The 18,897-nt window shown below is 66.1% G+C and carries 12 protein-coding genes and 1 pseudogene; 3 read left to right on the top strand and 10 right to left on the bottom strand.

Annotated elements, in window-relative coordinates:
* Positions 1-150: 150 nt before the first annotated feature.
* Complete coding sequence (locus VT03_RS09090) at positions 151-1,035, bottom strand: NAD(P)H-hydrate dehydratase (RefSeq protein WP_075092688.1); 885 nt, start codon at positions 1,033-1,035, stop codon at positions 151-153.
* A 353-nt stretch (positions 1,036-1,388) separates the two neighbouring features.
* Here VT03_RS09090 and VT03_RS34580 point away from each other — a divergent pair, with 353 nt between their 5' ends.
* The gene (locus VT03_RS34580; RefSeq protein ID WP_075092689.1) at positions 1,389-1,883 is read left to right on the top strand and encodes an MEKHLA domain-containing protein; all 495 of its coding nucleotides are present in this window, start codon (positions 1,389-1,391) and stop codon (positions 1,881-1,883) included.
* Positions 1,884-1,906: 23 nt separating this feature from the next.
* Here VT03_RS34580 and VT03_RS09100 read toward each other — a convergent pair whose 3' ends face one another.
* From VT03_RS09100 to VT03_RS09130, 7 genes are all read right to left on the bottom strand, one after another.
* Positions 1,907-3,373 (bottom strand): M81 family metallopeptidase, encoded by a 1,467-nt coding sequence (locus VT03_RS09100; protein WP_075092690.1) that lies wholly within the window; start codon positions 3,371-3,373, stop codon positions 1,907-1,909.
* 160 nt (positions 3,374-3,533) lie between these two features.
* Positions 3,534-4,640 carry a PDZ domain-containing protein gene (locus VT03_RS09105; protein ID WP_075092691.1) on the bottom strand — a complete coding sequence of 369 codons (1,107 nt, stop codon included), beginning with the start codon at positions 4,638-4,640 and terminating at the stop codon, positions 3,534-3,536.
* Between the two features lie 558 nt (positions 4,641-5,198).
* The gene (tadA, locus tag VT03_RS09110) at positions 5,199-5,687 is read right to left on the bottom strand and encodes a tRNA adenosine(34) deaminase TadA (protein WP_075092692.1); all 489 of its coding nucleotides are present in this window, start codon (positions 5,685-5,687) and stop codon (positions 5,199-5,201) included.
* 254 nt (positions 5,688-5,941) lie between these two features.
* The gene (locus VT03_RS09115; RefSeq protein WP_197489267.1) at positions 5,942-6,790 is read right to left on the bottom strand and encodes a hypothetical protein; all 849 of its coding nucleotides are present in this window, start codon (positions 6,788-6,790) and stop codon (positions 5,942-5,944) included.
* Between the two features lie 468 nt (positions 6,791-7,258).
* A complete protein-coding gene (locus VT03_RS09120; RefSeq protein WP_075092694.1) occupies positions 7,259-7,960 on the bottom strand; it encodes a peptidylprolyl isomerase in 702 nt (233 codons plus the stop codon).
* Between the two features lie 17 nt (positions 7,961-7,977).
* On the bottom strand, positions 7,978-9,084 hold the full coding sequence (locus VT03_RS09125) for a DUF444 family protein (protein ID WP_075092695.1): 1,107 nt from the start codon (positions 9,082-9,084) through the stop codon (positions 7,978-7,980).
* A 621-nt stretch (positions 9,085-9,705) separates the two neighbouring features.
* Positions 9,706-14,823 carry a DUF1549 domain-containing protein gene (locus VT03_RS09130; RefSeq protein ID WP_075092696.1) on the bottom strand — a complete coding sequence of 1,706 codons (5,118 nt, stop codon included), beginning with the start codon at positions 14,821-14,823 and terminating at the stop codon, positions 9,706-9,708.
* A gap of 678 nt (positions 14,824-15,501) precedes the next feature.
* Between VT03_RS09130 and VT03_RS09135 the strand changes: the two are divergent.
* A pseudogene (locus VT03_RS09135) lies at positions 15,502-15,882 on the top strand (glyoxalase superfamily protein); the annotation flags it as partial.
* An 18-nt stretch (positions 15,883-15,900) separates the two neighbouring features.
* Here VT03_RS09135 and VT03_RS09140 read toward each other — a convergent pair.
* Complete coding sequence (locus VT03_RS09140) at positions 15,901-16,659, bottom strand: DNA polymerase beta superfamily protein (RefSeq protein ID WP_075092698.1); 759 nt, start codon at positions 16,657-16,659, stop codon at positions 15,901-15,903.
* Positions 16,656-17,606 carry a DNA polymerase beta superfamily protein gene (locus VT03_RS09145; protein ID WP_075092699.1) on the bottom strand — a complete coding sequence of 317 codons (951 nt, stop codon included), beginning with the start codon at positions 17,604-17,606 and terminating at the stop codon, positions 16,656-16,658. Before VT03_RS09145 ends, VT03_RS09140 begins: the two co-directional genes overlap by 4 nt.
* Positions 17,607-17,691: 85 nt before the next feature.
* Here VT03_RS09145 and solA point away from each other — a divergent pair, with 85 nt between their 5' ends.
* On the top strand, positions 17,692-18,843 hold the full coding sequence (gene solA / locus VT03_RS09150; protein ID WP_075092700.1) for an N-methyl-L-tryptophan oxidase: 1,152 nt from the start codon (positions 17,692-17,694) through the stop codon (positions 18,841-18,843).
* The last annotated feature ends 54 nt before the right edge of the window (positions 18,844-18,897 follow it).

The following is an 18,897-nucleotide window of genomic DNA, read 5'->3' on the forward strand; positions in this document are numbered from 1 at the left end:
GAACACGAACCAGGGTTAACGGCGTTGGGTGACCCCCTTGACCCCGGCTGCCGTGGCACGATGGGTTTGAGCTAACAAAGTCGCGCCGGCAAGAACGTTGTTCGAGCCGAAGGAACGAGACAGGCAACCCTTTCTCCAGCTCCTGACTCCTCACCTCCCCGCATCCGCCTGCATCTTCAGCCACGCCCGCCCCAGGTACCGCGGCAGGTCAGACGCAATCAGACCCGGCTCGCTCAGCTCCGCCGCCGCCAGGTCTCCCGCGAGCCCGTGGAGATAGACGGCCACCCGCGCCGCTTCATAAGCCGGAAGCCCCTGCCCGAGGAGCGCCGTCGTCAGGCCCGTCAGCACATCACCCGTCCCGCCGGTCGCCATGCCGCTGTTCCCCGTGGCGTTCTGAACCACCCGGGCTCCGTCGGTGATGACGGTGTGCTGTCCCTTAAGGACGAGGATGAGCTGGTGCTGCCGCGCGAACTCCGCCGCCAGCGGCTCGCGGCTCTTCTGGATCTCCTCCATCGACTTGCCGGTGAGACGCGAGAACTCGCCGGGATGAGGAGTGAGGATCCGCGGGGCGGGCGGGTCGAAGAGGACGTCCCGCATCTCGGACAGGAGATTGAGGGCGTCGGCATCGCACACGACCGGTACCGGGGCGGTCCGGTAGACCGCTTTGACGAGTGTCTTGAGCGCTTCGGAGCGGCCGAGTCCGGGGCCGATGCCGATGGCGTTCATGTCCGGGAGATGGCCGAGGATCTCCTCGACGCCCGCCTGCGTCAGCTTGCCGCTGTCGTCTTCGGCCATTGGGAGCGTGAGGTAAGAAGGCTCGAGGCCGGCGACAATCGGGACGATCGAGGCAGGCGTCGCAACGTAGACGAGTCCGGCGCCGCCGCGGAGAGCCCCGAGACCGGCGAGGGCCGGAGCGCCGCTCATGCCGCGGCTCCCGCCAATGAGGAGGACGCGCCCAAAGGTCCCCTTGTGGCCGTCGGGGGGGCGTTTGGGCAGGGCGGGGAGTCCGGCGTCGCGATAGAGCGAAAGGTTCATGCGGTCCCTCGTCTCTGGGATTGAGAGGTCGAATTCATGATAAGGGGCCGCGCTGATGTGCACGACGCATGCCCCTGCACTCTCTGGCCGCTGGGGGCGTCCGCTTGGTGGTTCCGGCGTTGAGGACTCACCGCTCGCTCTGGAATCCCCGCGGGTTGGTGAGGGGGCATCCGGCACGTTGTCCGCGTTTGGACACGATCTCCTTCAGATATCTCTCGACGAGACGGCCTCCGGCGGGCAAAGGGGCGTTGCCCCTCTGCACTCCCCACCAGGGTGCCCCTGGACCCGGTTCATGGACGCTTTCGCACGCTACAGTGCCGAGCCAGTATGACCACGTCGCGAAAGGCGCACCTGTGACCGATTCCCCCACCCCCTGGACCAAGCCCGCCTGGATCACACGCACACAAGAGATCCTCAACTCCTACGAGAAGTGGCTCGGCCACCCCCTCATCCCCCGCTCAGGCGACCCCGCCGAAGAATCCCACCGCCTCTACCACGCCCCCTTCGTCATCGTCTCCCACGGCACCGAAGCCGACCCCGTCCTCAACTACGGAAACGCCACCGCCCTCGCCCTCTGGGAAATGCCCCTCCCGGACTTCACCCGCACCCCCTCCCGCCTCACCGCCGAACCGATGCACCGCGACGAACGCGCCCGCATGCTCGAACAGACCGCCCGGACCGGCTACATCGACGACTACCGCGGCATCCGCATCGCCTCCACCGGCCGCCGCTTCCGCATCGACCCCGCCACCGTCTGGAACGTCATCAACGCCGAAGGCCACCCCGCCGGCCAAGCCGCCACCTTCGCCACCTGGACGTTCCTCGATGACCAGCAGAGCGACGCATAACCAATCGAATCCGCCCTGGGCAGCTAGTCCCTACCCTCAAACGGATACAACGGCCGTCGCCGGTGCTGAAAGGTCAGCTGATGGACATCGGCCGTCGTGCAACCGGGCGTGTTGACACGGATGAAGTGCGGACAGACCTCCTGATACGCAGCCACCGGTGCGTTGACCCCTTTCGCCGCCAGCGCGTGGAACTCCCGCGGCTCCAGCCCGCAGCTGCGAATCTGCCCGAGGCTGAACGGCGGCGTCCGCCGCGAGTTGACGATCAACGTCAGCCCCCCGGCATGCTGCAGCACCACGGTCGCCCCCTGGTCATACTCCCGGATCCCCCCATGCCGGGCCTGCGCTTCGCGGTACCGCCCGTCGGAATGCCCCCGCACCGCAAAGGTCCCCCGCAAAGGGACGCCATGCAGCCGGTCGGTCTTCGCGCCGATCGCCACGTCCACGAGTGAACCGACCGCCTCATTCCGACACTGCTCAACCACCTCCGGGTCATAGAGACACGCCAGCGACTTCATCCCGGACGAGAGCAGTGCCTCCGCCAGGAATGTCCCGTCGGCAGGCGACCCGCCCCCCACATTGTCCCCCATGTCGAGGAGACAGACCGGCTCGCTCAGCTCCTTCGCCCGGGAGATCGCTTCGGGCACGCTGATGAACTGGCCGACGAAGTCCGTCCGCCGGTCCCACAGATCCTGCCCCAACTCGTCTGCCGCGCGGCGGGCCAGATCCCGGTCTCCATCCGCGACGACAACGCAGGCCGCTCCCATCTCGGGGACGTCGGCATACGGAAACCCGAGTAGGAGACTCGTGGAGAGAACACCGGGCCGTTCGCGGATCTCCGCCGCGTGCCGGTACACGGGAACGAGATGCGGCTCCGCGGTGAGCTGCCGCTCGATGTTGATGACCAGCGGCGGAAACGCCGCCGCCTGCACGGGCGAGATCTCACCACGCAGCGTCCGGACCATCAGGTCCGCCGCCTCACACCCCCGCTCCCGCTGATCGAGGTGCGGATTCGTCCGATAGGCGATCAGGGCGTCGGTCGCCTCGACCATCTGCGGCGAGAGGTTGGCATGGGCATCAAGCGTCCCGATGATCGGGCAGGCGTGCCCGACCATCTGCCGAACGCTCCTCATCCACTGGCCGTCGGCATCAGGAAACGGCTCGCTCACCGTCGCCCCGTGTGGCGCGATCAGCAGACCGTCAAACGCCGGCGCGGCCTCGAGCGCCTCCCGCAACCGGTGCCACAGCGTCTGATACGTCTCCGCCGTGATCGTCCCAGAGGGAATCGCCCGCGCGGCAAAGATCGGGACCGCCTCGGCACCGGCGGCGGCGAGCCCCTCGAAGAATCCCCCGATCTCGTGATGCGTCCCCTCCATTGCGGTCCGGACCGCCTCGCCGCGGACGAGGAGGTTCTCCTCAAAGTTTCGGATCGTCGTCGGGGGAGTGACGAAGGTGTTCGACTCGTGGAGAAGGGCGATGATCCCGACGCGCATGGAGGCTGGACTCTGTGGAAAGAGAGGTCATGGGAGGCCGATCTCGCGGTCCGCAGGACGGAGCCGGCCCCCTGTCGTTCCCGCCGCCGAGCCGCTGCGCGAGAACCGGTTCTGGGGAGATTCTGTCAGTGAACCGAAAACGTCCGGGCTGAGATCGCAGTCACTTGCGAGGCGGGGGACCGTCCGTGTCGGGAATCGGGATCACTGGCGCGGGATCGTCCAGGCCGGGCTTCGGAGTCGGGATCGGTCCGGGGCCAGGGATGGGACGGACAACCGGCCGCCTGGGGGGGACGATGAAACCCGGGACGCCGCGAGGGGGAGGATCGTCCTGGTCGTCGACAGCCTTGTCGATGCTCTTCCACGTCTGGAGAGTCGCGGTGAGCATGATCTCTTCGTTGTCGCGCTCCACGAGGATCTCGACCTCGTCGCCGACCTTTCGCGTCCGGAGGTGGTTGACGAGCCCTTCGAAGTTCTCCACGTCCGTCTCACCGATCTTCAGGATCCGGTCGCCGGACTGGATACCGGCCTTGTCGGCCGCGTTACCCGGAAGCACCCGTCCCACAACGCAGCCCCGGACCGCGAAGGAGTCTGGACCGATGCCGAGGGTTGCCGCGCCGCGGAACTGCGGCTGGAGTTGCGGCAGGTCGATCCGCAGCTTCTGGATGTCCTCCTGGCCGACGCCACAGCCGTCGATCACGGTGACCATGAACCGCTCGGGCTGGGAGATGCGGCCGACGTGCCGCAGCCCGTCGGTCTTTCCCTTCCAGTTCTCGTCGAGGCGGATCTCTTCAATGACGGGGTTGACCACGTCGTCGTCGCGGCTGGCGAGGCGGACCATGCCGCCGAGATTGCGGATTGCGACAATCGCCTTGGCCTGTCGTTCCGGCTCCAAGCTCCGCAGCGCGGCCCGAGCCGAATCGAGTCTGCGGGGGCCTGCCAGGTCTTCCAGGGCCGCGGCGGCCCGGTCGCTGAGCTCGATGTTGTCCGACAGGTACATCCGCCGCAGGACGCGGACGATGCGGGCTTCCAGTTCCGGCGATCGTGAGAGAGCCGCTTCCGTCAGCCGGTCGACGGATGCGACACCGCGGCCGTAGAGGGCCGTTTCCGCTTCGGCCCGCAGCTCGAAGTCGGGCGTCTCCAGTTGCTCGATCAGCTGTTCGATCGGGGCTTCCGCCCGCGCGGTCGGCGCGGGGAAGGCGGCGGACAACGCGCAGAGCGCGGCGAAACGGACCAGCGGTCCCGCTCGGTGTTTCGGACTCGCGTTCACTGTCGACTCCCTTTCGCATCTGCGGATTCGGTCCGCATCAGCCTGTACGGCGATTGTCTGAGTCGGATCGTGCGCTGTTCAGATCATCGCAACTTCATGCAGGGGACGCTACGGGAACCAGCGTCCGGCTGGACCGGGGTGGCCGTGGCGTGATGGGTTTGAGGGGGGCGAGTCCATCCAGCGGGGGCGTATTTGGGAGAATGAAGGAAGGGGTGCCGGATAAGTGGGCATCCAACTTCAATCGCCAACCGGGTCCAGGGGCACCCTGGTGGGGAGTGCAGAGGGGCAACGCCCCTTTGCCCGCCGGAGGCCTGGCCGTCGAGAGATGTCTGAAGGAGTTCGTGTCCAAACGCGGACACCGTGTCGTATGCCCCCTCACCAACCCACTGGGATTCCAGGGCGAGCGGTGAGTCCTCAACGCCGGTACCACAAAGGGGACATCCGTTGTTTACCACGGTTCCTCATGGAAGTGCCTCCGGCGGCAAGGGGGCGTGGCCCCCTTGACCCCAAGCTGCCGTGGCACGTTGGGTTTGAGCTCTGGGAGTCGCGCCGGCGACATCACTTCTTGCCGAGCGCCCTCTGCCGGGCAAAGAACTCGCGGAGGATCGACTGGCACTCCGGCTGCAACACCCCGCCGACGACCTGCACGCGGTGATTCAGCCGCGGATCATCCGTGATCGAGTAAAGCGAATGACACGCCCCCGCCTTGGGATCAGTCGTGCCATAGATGAGACGCGGCAGCCGGGACTGGACGATCGCCCCCGCGCACATCGGGCACGGTTCCAGCGTCACATACAGCGTGCAGTCGAGGAGCCGCCACGAGCCCAGCTCCTGAGCCGCCTGCGTCATGGCGAGCATTTCGGCGTGCGCGGTCGGATCCTGAAGCGTCTCCCGCTGGTTGTAGCCTTCGCCGATCACCCGCCCTTCGTAGACGATCACCGCCCCAACCGGGACCTCGTCCTGCTCGAATGCCTGCATCGCCTGGTCGAGCGCCTTCCGCATCCAGGCGGCGTGAGGAACGACAGTCTCATCGTCAAAGGGAAGCACAGCAGAGCAGGGGGCGGCAAAGAGTGGGGGGAATCGTCGGGAACAGCCGGAGGTCGCGTCGGGGCTGCCTTCGCGTCGTCGTCTCGCGTTGGGCCGCCCCAGTGTATCGCGACGGCGGGACCGCGGCACCCGCTCCCGCGCGAACGGAAACCCGGAACGAAGACGTCAGCCGGACAAAAAGAAAAAGCCGGCCGCGAGAGGATCGCGGCCGGCTCGGTTTTCGTGTCGGATGCCACCGCCGACGGGGGAGGCGACTACAGGATTTTGATGACCAGAATCAGCGCGGCGATGACTCCGACGAAGACGCCAATCTGCTGGCCCGTCGACATGCTCGAGAAGCTGAACCCCTCCGACTGAGCGGGGGCCGCCACATCCGCCTGGGGAATCGTCAGCACCCGCGGACCGGCGGGAGCCGGCGCCTGGGCCACGGCCGTCGAAGGACTGCCGGCAGCGCTCGATTCCGTGGGGCCGGAGGTCGTCGCGGCTGGCGTCGCCGTCGGAATCGGCGTGGGAGCAGCGTCCACGGAGACAATCGCTCCGGCGGGGATTCCATCCGGACGCCCGGGAACCGGCGTTCCGGCATCAGCCGGCTTGCCGATGGCGGGGGCCGTCCCCGGCTGCGGCACCGGTGTGGCCGCGACCGGTTCTTCCTTCTTGGGATTCTTCTTCACATAGTCGGCTTCCGCGTCGCGGTAGACCTCGGTCGCCTCGATCAACGACACGTCCGCACCCGGAATCGAACAGAGGGCGCGGAAGATGTCGTCCCCCGTCGTCCCTTCCGGACGGATCTCAACGGCCAGGGACTGGATCCGCAGCGTGTCGATCTTGGTCCATTCGACCGGCTGCCCGCCGTAGGCCTTCTTGATGTCCGGCCGGATATTGGTCTTCGGCTCGATCACGACATAGTGGCGCGAGGCGTAAATGAAACGTCCCGACCGATAGGCACCGTTCTTGAGCTTGAGGTTCGTGTCCGCCTGCGACGGAAGGGTCACCTTCGATTCCTGGGCCACCCCGATCTCGATCTGGGCGAACACCATCGAAGCAGGAACCCAGCCGGCTAGAAACGCGGCGGTGCACAAAAGCCGAGAGAGAAACGTCGTCATGATAAGGGGCCCGCGAAAACAGGAAGGAAGGCGCGAAATTCGGGCGAGCGCTAGCTAGGTGGGTGACAAATTCTTCAGGCAGGAGGCCCTGGGCAGGATCAGGAGTGTATACCTGAACACGGTTTTCGTCCAGAGGCTGGACGACCTGAACCCGGAGTCGCCGCGCATTAGACCACGAGTCCAATACGGACGTTCCGCGGAAATCGATCAGCCGGAATCGAATCCCGCAGAAAATTTTCCCTTAAACTTGCCGTGGGCGGTCCCAATCCCACTCCAGCTGGGAGTTTGCCACAGTCTTCTGAAGGCAACGTGAATGCCAGCTTGGCAAAGCGTGAATTGTTAGCACGCGAATAAGCGAGCCTTGGGACGAGTTCCTGCCCTCGGATTGCCTTGCCGGGCGGCAGCGGGCCACACCCGCGTTCTCAGTCGCGCCGACCCGGCTTCGACGATGCGGGAAAGCAACACTCTTCAGCGTTTGGCCGACCGGCTCTCCGTCCGCTCGCCGGAGGCGGTCACGGTTCCCGAAGCCCCGCCGCCCGCCTTCGTCCGCGCCGTCTGGATGTAGTCGAGATCCGGGAAGTTCGACCGCAGATAGGCGTTCCCACGCGTGGAGATCAGCTGCTGGTCCGGCTCCTCCGCGTACTTCGTCTCGATCTGATCGACGAGCTCCATCCCTTCGATCACCCGGCCGATCGGCGCAAAGCCCATCTTGTCGAGCGCCGCGTTGTGCTTGAGATTGATGAAGAACTGCGTCGTCCGGGAGTCCGTCCCGGACGTGGCGAACGTGACGTAGCCCCGCTTGTTTGTCTGCAGCACGGGGTCGTCCGGGAGCTTCTTTTCCTTCCACTTGGAATTGACCAGCGGGTCGCCGCTCATCCCGCATTGGACCACGAAGCCCGGCACCGCCCGGAAGAACCGGCAGTCGTCGAAGAACTCGGCGTCGACGAGCTCCCGGAAACGGTCCGCCCCGATCGGGGCCCATTCCGGATGGATCTCAAGGACGACCCGCCCCTTGGAGGTCTCCAGGTTCACCAGGTAGACGTCGTCCGGAGTCGTCCGGACTTCGGGCTTGGTGAGGACGGTCTCGGGGGTCGTGAAGGTCTGCGCCGCGGCGCAGCCCAGGCAGAGCCCTCCGATGAGCAGGACGAGGCCGCGCGGGAGTGAGAGCATGTGTGCGAATCCATTCGTCATTTGCCGCGGCCGAGAAACGTCTTGATCGAGTCGAAGATCGCTTCCTTGGAAGGAATCTCGCTCAGGATCAGGTTTTCGTGCTGGTCCACGATCCGCCGCAGTTCCCGGATATAGTCGCCGGAACCGTACGGGCTCTCAACCTGTCCGTAGCAGAACAGGTTGCTGATCGGCAGGATCTGCTCAATGAGGAGCCGCGAGCACTCGCGGTTGTCCTCCCCCCAGTTGTCCCCGTCGGAGAACTGGAAGCAGTAGATGTTCCAGTCGCTCACCGGGAAATCCCGGGCGATCACGTCGAGGAGCTTCTTGTAGGCGGACGAGATTCGCGTCCCGCCCGACTCCTTGACCCGGAAGAACGTGTCCTCGTCGACTTCGTGCGCCACGGCGTCGTGGACGATGTACCGCGTGGTGACGCCGTCGTACTGGCTCCGCAGCCAGGTGTGGAGCCAGAAGGCCTCGGTCCGGACGATCGCCTTCTGGTCGTCGGTCATCGAGCCCGAGACGTCCATGATGTAGAGGATCACGGCGTTGGCCTGCGGCTCCTGGACCGTCTTCCAGCTCCGGAACCGCTCGTCTTCCTTGCCGGGAACGACGACCGGGTCGTCCGGGACGTAGCCGCCGCTGGCGATCTGCCGTTTGAGTGCTTCCTTGTAGGTCCGCTTGAAGTGCCGCAGCGAATCCGGGCCGACGCGGGAGATCGTGTTGTACTTGTCCTTCTTCGTTTTGAGCGACTGCGTCCCCTTGGGGACGATCCGCGGGAGTTCGAGTTCGTCGGAGAGCATGTCGGCCAGCTCTTCGAGGGTCAGTTCGACCTCCCGGACGTGCTGGCCGGGGTCCGAGCCCGCCTGTCCCTTGCCGTCCGCTTCGTCCTGCCCTTTGCCGACCGGCTGGCCGACCTCACCTGATCCCTGGCCGGTTCCGCCGGAGCCTTTCTGGCCGTGGCGGAAGTGGGGGATGTCGATATTCGGGACGGGGATGCTGACCATCTCCCGTCCTTTGCGGCCGATCATCTCGCCATGGTTGACGTACTTCTTGAGGTCCTTGCGGATCTTTCCGCGGACGATCTCATTGAAGCGTCCCATGTCGCGTTCGATTGACCGGGTCATCTCGGTTTCCTTCCTGCCGCGCGCCGGCTGTCCCCGTCGCTCGTGCGGGTCGACGGATCGGACCGTCTTGAGCCGCCTGGCATCTGGAATTCGACGGAGAGGCTCGCCGAATCCGACCGGTCATGCGTATAGAACAATCCCGCGATTTCGGAAAGACGAACCTGTGCCATTCTATACCGGCGCGTGGTCCGGCGGGGGGATGATCCGTCCCGCGCGGCGATCGAAATCGGCGGACAAGCCCGTCATCCGGTTGCCCGAACCGCGTCCTTGCCGGGCGAACTTGTGATAGCTCAAACCCAGCGTGCCACGGCAGCCTGGGGTCAAGGGGCCAAAAAACAACACAGGCCCCCTTGCCGCCGGAGGCACTTTCATGAGGAACCGCGGGATACAACAGGCGTCCCCTTTGTGGTACCCGCTTTGAGGACTCCCTCGAAACACACCGCTGGCTTTGCAGTCCCCGCGGGCTAGGTGAGGGGGCATACGGCACGATGTCCGCGCTTGGACACGCGCTCCTTCAGACATCTCTCGACGAGACGGCCTCCGGCGGGCAAGGGGGATTCTCCCCCTTGCATCCCCTGACCAGGGTGCCCCTGGACCCGACTGGCAACTCTCGACCAGCAATCACCGGTTGAACAGGAACGCCGGACTGTTGATCAACGCCCACGCAATGTCCTGCGCCGCCGTCAGCCGCGCCGTCTTGAGCTGCTCTTCGCTCAACTTCGTCGCCCGCTCCAGCCGGGCGAACTTGGGATCGATCGGCAACGGAACACCCGCCTCCTCCAGCTTCGCCTGCAGATCGACCAGCACCGGATCGACATTGCGGGGCTTGCTGGCCGCGTCGAACGCCGTCTGCAACTCCTTCTGCTTCGCATCCTGGTTCCGGAAGAAGTCCTCGATCACCTTCTTCTGGTTCGGCTTCCGCTTCGCCGCTTCCACCTTGGCGATCTTCTGGACGTTCTCCGGCACGCCGATCACAAGCGGGGGCGCGGCGGTCGTCGTCGACCACCGGAACCGGCCCAGAGTGTGCTGGCCGTCTTTGTACTGCTGGTCCATCGTGAACTGGACGACGACCTGCCCCGTCAGGGGCAGCTTCGTCTCGAACGTGGCGGTATGGCTCTTCCCCAACTCGGGATTGACTGCCCACCCGTTCCCCTCGTCCGCGACCTTGCCGTCGATCGCCGTCGTGACGTCGTAGTTCCCCTGGCTGAAATCGGCCCGGGCGTTCTGGAGGTCGACTTTGACCTTCATCTCGGGATGGTCCTTCGGCCAAGCCTCGATCGTGAGTTCCGTCAGTACGAAGTTTCCGCCGCCGGAACGCCCCGGGCCCTTTCCTCCCAGGCGGTCATCCTGCAGCGCCTCCAGGCGGAAGCCGGTCACGTTCTGGGCATCGAGCTCGGCCTGGATCGTGTAGGTCCCCTTGCCGTTCGTCCCCGTTACGAGGAGCGACTTGTCGTCCTGCTCCGCGAACATGGCGTCCATGCTCGACTTGGCGTCGGTCGGGTCGAGGACGGTCCACTCGATCTGGCCCAGCGATTTCTCCCAGGCGTCGATCCGGGTCTGGAAGCTGGCGTTGTACTCGTCAAAGGCGGTCTTGGCGGCCGCGAGCTTGTCGGCGTGCTCCTTGTCGAGCTGCGCCTCACGGTCCTTGACCGGCTCAAAGGCCGTGTCATAGGCCATCTTCGCGGCGGCGATCGCCTCGGACCGCTTCTGCTCCTTCACCTGAACCGCGGGCTCGATCTCCTTCGCATAGGCTTCGAACTCGGTCTTGATCTGCGCCATGTCCATCGGCAACTGATCGAACAGTTTGAGCGACTGTGCGACTTCCTCCGGCCGGGCGGGCCGATTGAGTATCCGCAGGAACAGCTCCTCGACGACCTTGCCGTTGTCCGACTGCTCGGCCGTGATCTTCGCGATCGCGTTGTCCGCCTGCGAAAGGGCGTTTCCGACGGTTGGGCCGCTCATGAGGGCCATGACCGGTCCCAGCTGCATCCCGGCCGAACGCTCGCACTCGCAGGCGCTTTCGCGGACCGGCCGGCCGGTCGTCGCCAGGAAGGCGTCGGGGAGGTCGATCCCCGCATCGGGGATCTCGGCGGCTCGCGCGCCGGCGGGGAGGCCGGGGATGTTCGACTTCGAGCCGGTCACGTTGTGGATGGCATCGAAGAGGACTTCCGACGGCAGCCGCCGGGCGATCGCGTGCGAAAAGTTCTGCTGGTCATCCTTGTTCCAGTCGTTCGTCTTGAGCGACATCTGGTACGTGCGGCTCTTGCAGATCGTCCGCATCAGGTGCCGGACGTCGAACTTGTGCTCAATGAAGTCCTTCGTGAGCCACTCCAGCAGCTCGGGGTTCGTCGGCGGGTTACCGGCCCGGATGTCGTCGAGCGGCTCGATCAGGCCGACGCCGAGGAGATAGCCCCAGACCCGGTTGACGTAGCTCCGCGCGAAATACTGGTTGTCCGGCGAGGTGATCCACCGCGCCAGCCGCTCCCGCCGCGTCGCTTCCGCGGGCGCTTCGAACTTCGTGGCGTAGGGGAACTCCGGCGCGGTGATCGCGTTAGTTCGCAGGTGCGTCGTCTCGCCGTCCGGCTTGTCGAACACCTCCTCATAGAGCGGCCGGGCTCCTTCGACCGCAGTCCCGCCGATGTTCCCCTCGGCGTTCTTGGGATCGCGCTTGAGGGCGGTCCGGGCGAAGAAGGCGGTCGTCTGGTAGTACTGGTCCTGGGTCCACCGCTCGAACGGATGGTCGTGACACTTGTTGCAGTTGAACCGCACCGCCAGGAACAGCTGCGTCGTGTTCTCCATGATCAGGTCGGGATCACGGAGCGTCTTGTAGTACGAGGCGGCCGGGTTCTCCTTGTTTGAGCCGGTTGCCGTCAGGACCTTGTAGCAGAACTGGTCATAAGGCGTGTTGGTAGCGACCTCCTGCCGGATCCAGGTTCGCAGGAGCTTGGCTCCCTCGGCTCCGAGGAATTTGCCGTTCACCTGCAGCATGTCGGCCCACTTGTTCGACCAGTGGTCGATGAAAGTCTCGCTGCCGATCAGCTTGTCGATCAGCTCGTCCCGCTTCGTCCGCGAGTCCCGGCTGTCCGCCAGGAACGCCCGAACCTCATCCGCCGTCGGCGGGAGGCCGGTCAGGTCCAGCGAGACGCGGCGAAGGAACTCGTCGTCGGTGCAGAGTGTCGAGGGGAGGATCTTCATCCGCTCCAGCTTCCGCGCGACAAGGCGGTCGACTTCGCTCCACGCTTCGGGCTCGGCCCAGGCAAAGCCCGAGCGGTCTCCCATGGCGGTGATCGTCGTGGCGGCATAGGCCCCTTCGTACCGGACCAGGACCGGAGCCTCGCCGCGGCGGAGCGTCGTGGCGACGCCGTGGCGGTTCGTCACGGCGACTTCGGTGTTGCCGCTGTCGAGGTAGGCCTCGGCCGTGACATCCCGCTGCCGGCCGTCCGCAAACGTGGCGACGACTCGCATCTGCTGCCGTCCGCCGATCGTCTGGATCACCGGATCGATCGGAGCGACTTCCACCTTGACGACCCGCGGCGACGCGAGGTCGAGCTTCGCCCCTTCGGCGATCCACTGCCGGATCGTTTCGTAGTAGCGGGAGCCCGGCTTCGTGAGCTGTCCTCCCATGTGCGGGACGGCGCCGGTCGCCTTGAGGAGCATCAGGCTGTCATCGGGCGAAGCGATGTTGACCCGGCGGGACGCCATGTCGTCGGTCAGGGCTCGAATGTCGTAGATCGGGTCGTATCCGCGGAGCGAGAGCTTGAAGCCGTTCTTGCCGTCCTTCGCTCCGTGACAGGTTCCCTGGTTGCAGCCGAGCCGCGAGAGGACCGGATTGACGTCGCGGATGAAGTCGACCGGGGCCCGCTGGGCGATCCCGGAGACGGTCGCCGGGACCTTGGCCTCCTGTCCCAGGACGGAGACCTTGACCTCGGTCGGGCCGTCCCCCTTGGCGAAGACGCGGCCGAGCGGCGTCACGACGACGCTGCCTCCCGCGGCCGACCAGTCTCCCATGCGGGTCACATCGACCCGGTCGCCGGTGTTGAGCGTCCCGGTGACCAGCAACTGGGCGTAGCTCCCCGGCCCGGTGAGGTCGATCTGGGCCGGCGTGATGGCGATCGCGGTCAGCGACGTTCCGGGCGGAAGGGAGTCCTTCGTTCCGGCAGTGTCGTCGTCGATGGCGGCATCGACGGCGGCAACCGCCTTCGCCGCTCCGGCGTCGACCGTCACGGCCGGGACTTCTTTGACGATCTGGCCGTTCGAGGCATCGATGAAGCGGATCGTTCCGTCCGCTCCGGCGGCAATGACCTGCGTCCCGTCGTTCGAGAAGACCGAGACGTAGACCGGCGTCGGCAGTTCCGCCTGGGCCAGCAGTTTGACGTCCGACGTCAGGTAGGCCTCGAGCTTGGCTTTCTCCTCGGCCGACTGGGTGGTGACGACCTTGGAGACGATTGCCCGGATCTCATCCGGGAGCTTCGTGTCGAAGTCGCAGGAGGAGATGAAGACCTGTCCCTTGCCGTCGAGGCTGCTGCAGGCGACGACCCGCTTGCCGTCGCCGGAGAAGTCGACGCCAAAGACCCGTCCCTTCATTTCCGGGAACTTGCGGATGTTGTTGGCGTCGTCGCCGATGACGCGGGACGTGACCCGCTGCATCCGGTAGAGCCGCGGCACGCCGTCCGAGCTGGCGACGACAATCTCGTCCCGCTGCGGATGCCGGGTGACCGCCTGCAGTCCCCCCTTGAGGGCGCCCGGGGTGATCGAAGTGATGTTGTCGATGAACCGCTGCGTCTTGACGTCGTACAGCTTGGCGGTCATGTCCCGACCGACCGAGACGAGGTTCGAGCCGTCCACCGAGAACGCGGTGTCGACGACCCAGTCGTCGTGGGACATGTTGAAGAAGACCTGCTCGCCGGTCGTGCTGTTGAACGCCCGGATCGTCTTGTCCGAGCAGCCGACTGCCACGAGCTGTCCATCCGGCGACCAGCTGGCGCCGTAAATCGTGTCGAACGTCACCGGAACCGAAAGCGCGAGCTCTCCCTTCCAGGTTCCGGCCGCCATGTCTTCAGCGAGGTTCCAGACCTGGAGTTCGCCCATCCGGCCCGGCAGTCCGCCGGTGACGGCGATCCGCTTGCCGTCCGGCGAGAAGCGTGCAGACTCGATCCGTTCGGAGAGCCCGACGAGGCGGGCGACGAGGCCGGAGCCATCGGCCCGGTGGATGAGGACTTCGTGGAAGCCGGCGACCGCCAGCAGCCGGCCGTCGGGCGAGATATCGAGCGAGGTGATGACCGGGGGACGGCTGTAGACGGGCGGGTGGTTGACGTCGAACCGCTGGCGGGCGTTGGCCGGGGTATCGTCGACCGCTCCCTGGGCGATCCAGCGGCGGATGAGGTCGATGTCGGTCGAGGCCAGGGGGGGCTTCCCCTTGGGCATTTCGGCCTTCCCCTCCGTAGGCGTAATCTCCGCCAGGAGGTGGCTCTCGTCCGGCTTTCCGGGGACGATCGCCTTGGAGCCGCTCTCGCCGCCGGCGACCAGCTGGTCAAAGCCAGTCATGACGTAGGCGCCGTTCGGCCGGGCGGGCTGGTGGCAGCCCTGGCAGTGGGCCTGGAAGATTGGACGGATGTGCTGGTGGTAGCTGACTTTATCGGCGGGCCGTTCTTCGGCGTGGAGAGGCGAAGTGGCCGGGGGGGAGAGAGCGAGCCAAGCAGCGGCAAACGCTCCGAGCGGAGCGGATCGGAGAAACGTCATCGGCGGGGCCTCACGCGACCAGCGAGGGATTTGTGGCGGGATTTACGTCACGGTCCGGGATTTGGCGGGCGGCCAGTCGTTGGGATCGATGATGCGATAGCCCCCGGCAGGAAGACCGGCGCCAGCACGTCCCGGACAAAGGGTGGGGAGAGTCATCCAGACATCCACATCTGTCGATGCTACGGGTGTAGGGGGGAAGTTTTCAAGCAGGAGGAAGTATTCCCTGCGGAGCCAACGTCCCTCCACCGGGTCCAGGGGTCACCCTGGTGGGGGATGCAAGGGGGCAACGCCCCTTTGCCCGCCGGAGGCCTGGCCGTCGAGAGATGTCTGAAGGAGGGCGTGTCCAAACGCGGACAACATGCCGGATGCCCCCTCACCAACCCGTGAGAATTGCAGGACCAGCGGCATCCCGTGAGGGAGTCCTCAACACCGGTTCCGCAAACAGACGTCCGTTGCTTGCCACGGTTCCTCATCGAAGCGCCTCCGGCGGCAAGGGGTCGAAACCCCTTGACCCCAGCTGCCGTAGCACATTGGGTTTGAGCGAGCGGAGTCGTGCCGGCAGGAACGCGATTCCCGCAATCCTCACAACACCCTCACCAACGCCACCCGGCCGATCGGTACACTCCCCCGCGATGACGGAAACCCACCCGTCACAGCCAACACACCCAGGAAACCTTTTCCCAGATGGCTGAGCAACGCGTCGTCCCGGCCCTGCGGATCCTCCGCTACGAAACCAGCGGCCCGTTCTACACGAAAGGACTCGGCTTCGAAGTCGAGTGGGAACACCGCTTCGAACCCGACTTCCCGGTCTTCGTCTCCATCGCCCGCGACGGGATGCGGATCTTCCTCACGGAACACACGGGCGACTGTCAGGTCGGAGGACTCGTCCACTTCTACATCCCGGACGTCGACGCCCTCTACCACGAACTCCGCGACCGGGACATCCCGGTCACGGAACCGCCGAACGACTTCCTCCCCAGCCTGCGGACGATGACCGTCACCGACCCCGACGGGAACCAGCTCCGGTTTCTGACCCGCCACCCGCCCGGCGAGGACTGAGCCGCCGCGGCCGCCCGCTCACTCCCGCTCCTGAAGACGGACCCGCACCAGCAGATCGTTCAGCGCGGCGCTCCCGGCCGGAACCTCCGGCAGCGTCGTCTGCTCAAACGCCTGCCGCAGCTCACCCCGCAGCCGCTCATACTCCCGTTCATGGAACGCCAGGTCCGCACGGTCGAGTTCCCCCTTCTCCGGACCGGCCGTCTTCCGGACGATGAGGTCGTCAACATGCGACAGCCGCGCCGTCTCGTTGAGCCGGACCAGATTCGCCTCGACCTCCCCCGTCTGCATCAGGTGGATGCCCGTCAACAGAACGCGGTACACGTACAGCAGCGGTTTCACCCGCGGCGGGTCGGTCTTACGGAACAGCGTCCACTGCGTCTCGGCAAAGCCGAGGTAGTGGTGCGCGTGGTGCCGCGTGACGCAGCCGCGGGCGATGCTCTTCAGCTCCTCGTGCTCCGGCGTCGTCAGGACGACGAGCGGAGAGAGGACCTGCTCCAGCACATACCCGTTCTTCTTCAGCAGCAGCCCGAAGAACTTGGCGACGTCATGCGTCACAAGGTCGATCTCCAGGCCGTCATGAATCCCCGACTTCTCGACGGTCTCCCGGCGGTCAAAGAGCCCCACGACCTCCGCCAGCGGCAACCGGTGCGCGCCTCGCAGGTCGAAGTCGGAGTCGGGCGACGGGAAGCCGTAGAGGTGCGCGCCGCTGATCGTGGCGAAGAGCAGCGGATAGCGATGTTCGGCCACCTGCCGGTGCAGCCGCGGATCGATCGTCATGGCAGGGTCTCCTGAAGGGCGGCCCGGCGGGCCCGGATGAGGAAGGCGTTCGCCCGCTCGTAGTCGGGACGCTCGGGGAGCGTCGACTGCGTCAGGGCGGCATCAAACTCTTCGTGCAGCGACCGCCGCCACCGCTCGGTCTCGTCCCACGGCATCTCACCCCGGCGGATCGTGAGGAGCCGGTCGCGGTGCTCCTCGACCCGAACAGGAACTCGCCCCTCCCGCAGGACCCGGATCCCGGCGATCAGGAGGCGGATCAGGTGCATGACGTGTTTCCACTTCACCGCCCCCTGGTTCCGGAGGTCCGCCTGCATCTTCTTGAACTGCGAGAGGACGTAGCCGTTGTAGGTCTGGTAAACGAGCCGGGAGAGAAAGATTTCCCGCATCGCCAGCAGTTCCTCTCCCAGGGGCGTCGCGGACTCGACGAGCGGGGAATAGAGACACTCCAGCACGTTCGGGTTCGCCTTCAGCGCCAGGACGAGGAACCGCTGGACCTCCCAGTAGTGTTCCTGCGTCGCATCGCGTTCGATCTGCTCCGGCACGCCGTACAGCGACCACTGCAGTTCCGCCGACGGCAGGAACACGCCGCGGTAGTCCGTGTCGGAGTCCGGCCCCTCGAGCCCATAGGCTCGCGAGCCGATGACGCACTTCAGGATCACCCGCTCGTACAGGTCGCTCCGGGCCGCCGAGACGGCCGTGTCGCCGATGGCTCCCGCCTTGTACTCCGCCAGCGGGATGAGCTCGTCGTGACCGAACGACTCCTCCACGCCGTCCGGAAACCGGACCCGATAGGCGTGATCGAGATCGGACGGGGCGCGGACCACGACCCCGACGGCTCCCTGGGGGTGGAGCGTCCGCGAGCCGCGGCCGGAGACGTCCCGCAGGACGACGACCTGCGTGCCGGCCGAGTGCAGGAAGGGTCGGGAGTTCGGATTCGGGTCGGTCATGAGATCGCAGGGGAACAGGGAGTCGGGTATAGAGACCGACGCGGCGGAAAGGTTCGGATCGCAACGGCCCGAGGGAGGTAGACCGGTGGAGCGGCATTGGGGCGTCATTGTGATCGGACTCGGCGGGATGGGGAGCGCCGCCTGCGTCGAACTGGCCCGCCGCGGCGTGCGGGTCCTGGGGCTCGAACAGCACGCGGCGGCTCACGACCGGGGGAGCTCGCACGGCGAAACGCGGATCATCCGGCAGTGCTACTTCGAACATCCGGACTATGTGCCGCTCCTCCTGCGGGCCTACGAACTCTGGGGGCGGCTGGAGCAGGATTCCGGCCGCCGACTCTACCGGCAGACGGGGCTGCTGATCTCCGGGACGCCCGACGGCGAAGCGGTCGCGGGGGCCCGGGACGCGGCCCGGAAGCATGGACTTCCGCTCCACGACCTCTCCGCCGCGGAGGTCGCCCAGCGTTTTCCGTGGTTCCGCAGTCCCGAGGGGCATGCGGCGGTGTTCGAGGAACGGGCCGGATACCTGGCGGTCGAGGAGTGCGTCCGGGCGCACTGGCAGGTGGCCCGCGCCGCGGGGGCCGAGTTGCGGGAGCGGGAGCCGGTCGTCGACTGGCAGGCGACTGATTCGGGAGTCGTCGTCCGCACGGCGCAGGGAACGTACGAGGCCGACCGGCTCATCATTGCCGCCGGGGCCTGGTCGGGGCCGCTCCTGCGGGATCTCGATGTGACACTGAGAGTGGTCCGCAAAGTTTCCGGCTGGTTTCCGATTGCCGGCCCGATGGTTCATCCCGACACCGCCTGTCCGACCTACTACTTCGAACTCGATGACGGTGCGTTCTACGGTTTCCCGAGCCTCGACGGGGCGACGATCAAGGTGGCGGAACACAGCGGCGGGGAGCCGGTCGCCGATCCGGCCACTGTCGATCGGACGGTGCGGCCCGATGATGTCGCTTCGCTCCAGCGGTTCCTGAGCCGCGTCGTCCCCGAGGCCGCCACGACTCCCGCGCGGACGTCGGTCTGCCTGTACACGCTCTCGGCCGATCACCACTTCGTGATCGACCGGCATCCGGCTCATTCACGCGTCGTCTTCGCCGCAGGCTTCTCCGGTCACGGATTCAAGTTCTGCCCGGTCATCGGCGAAGTGCTGGCCGACCTGGCGCTCAACGGAGCAACGGCGCTCCCCATCGGCTTCCTGGGACTTTCGCGATTTGAATCCGGTGGCGAATTGCCTTTGTGATCGGATAGGTTTGACAGGCCTTGCGGGGATGTGCCATCGGTCCCCCCGCCCCTA

The organism is Planctomyces sp. SH-PL14, assembly GCF_001610835.1.
In the GTDB taxonomy this organism is placed as follows: Bacteria; Planctomycetota; Planctomycetia; order Planctomycetales; family Planctomycetaceae; genus Planctomyces_A.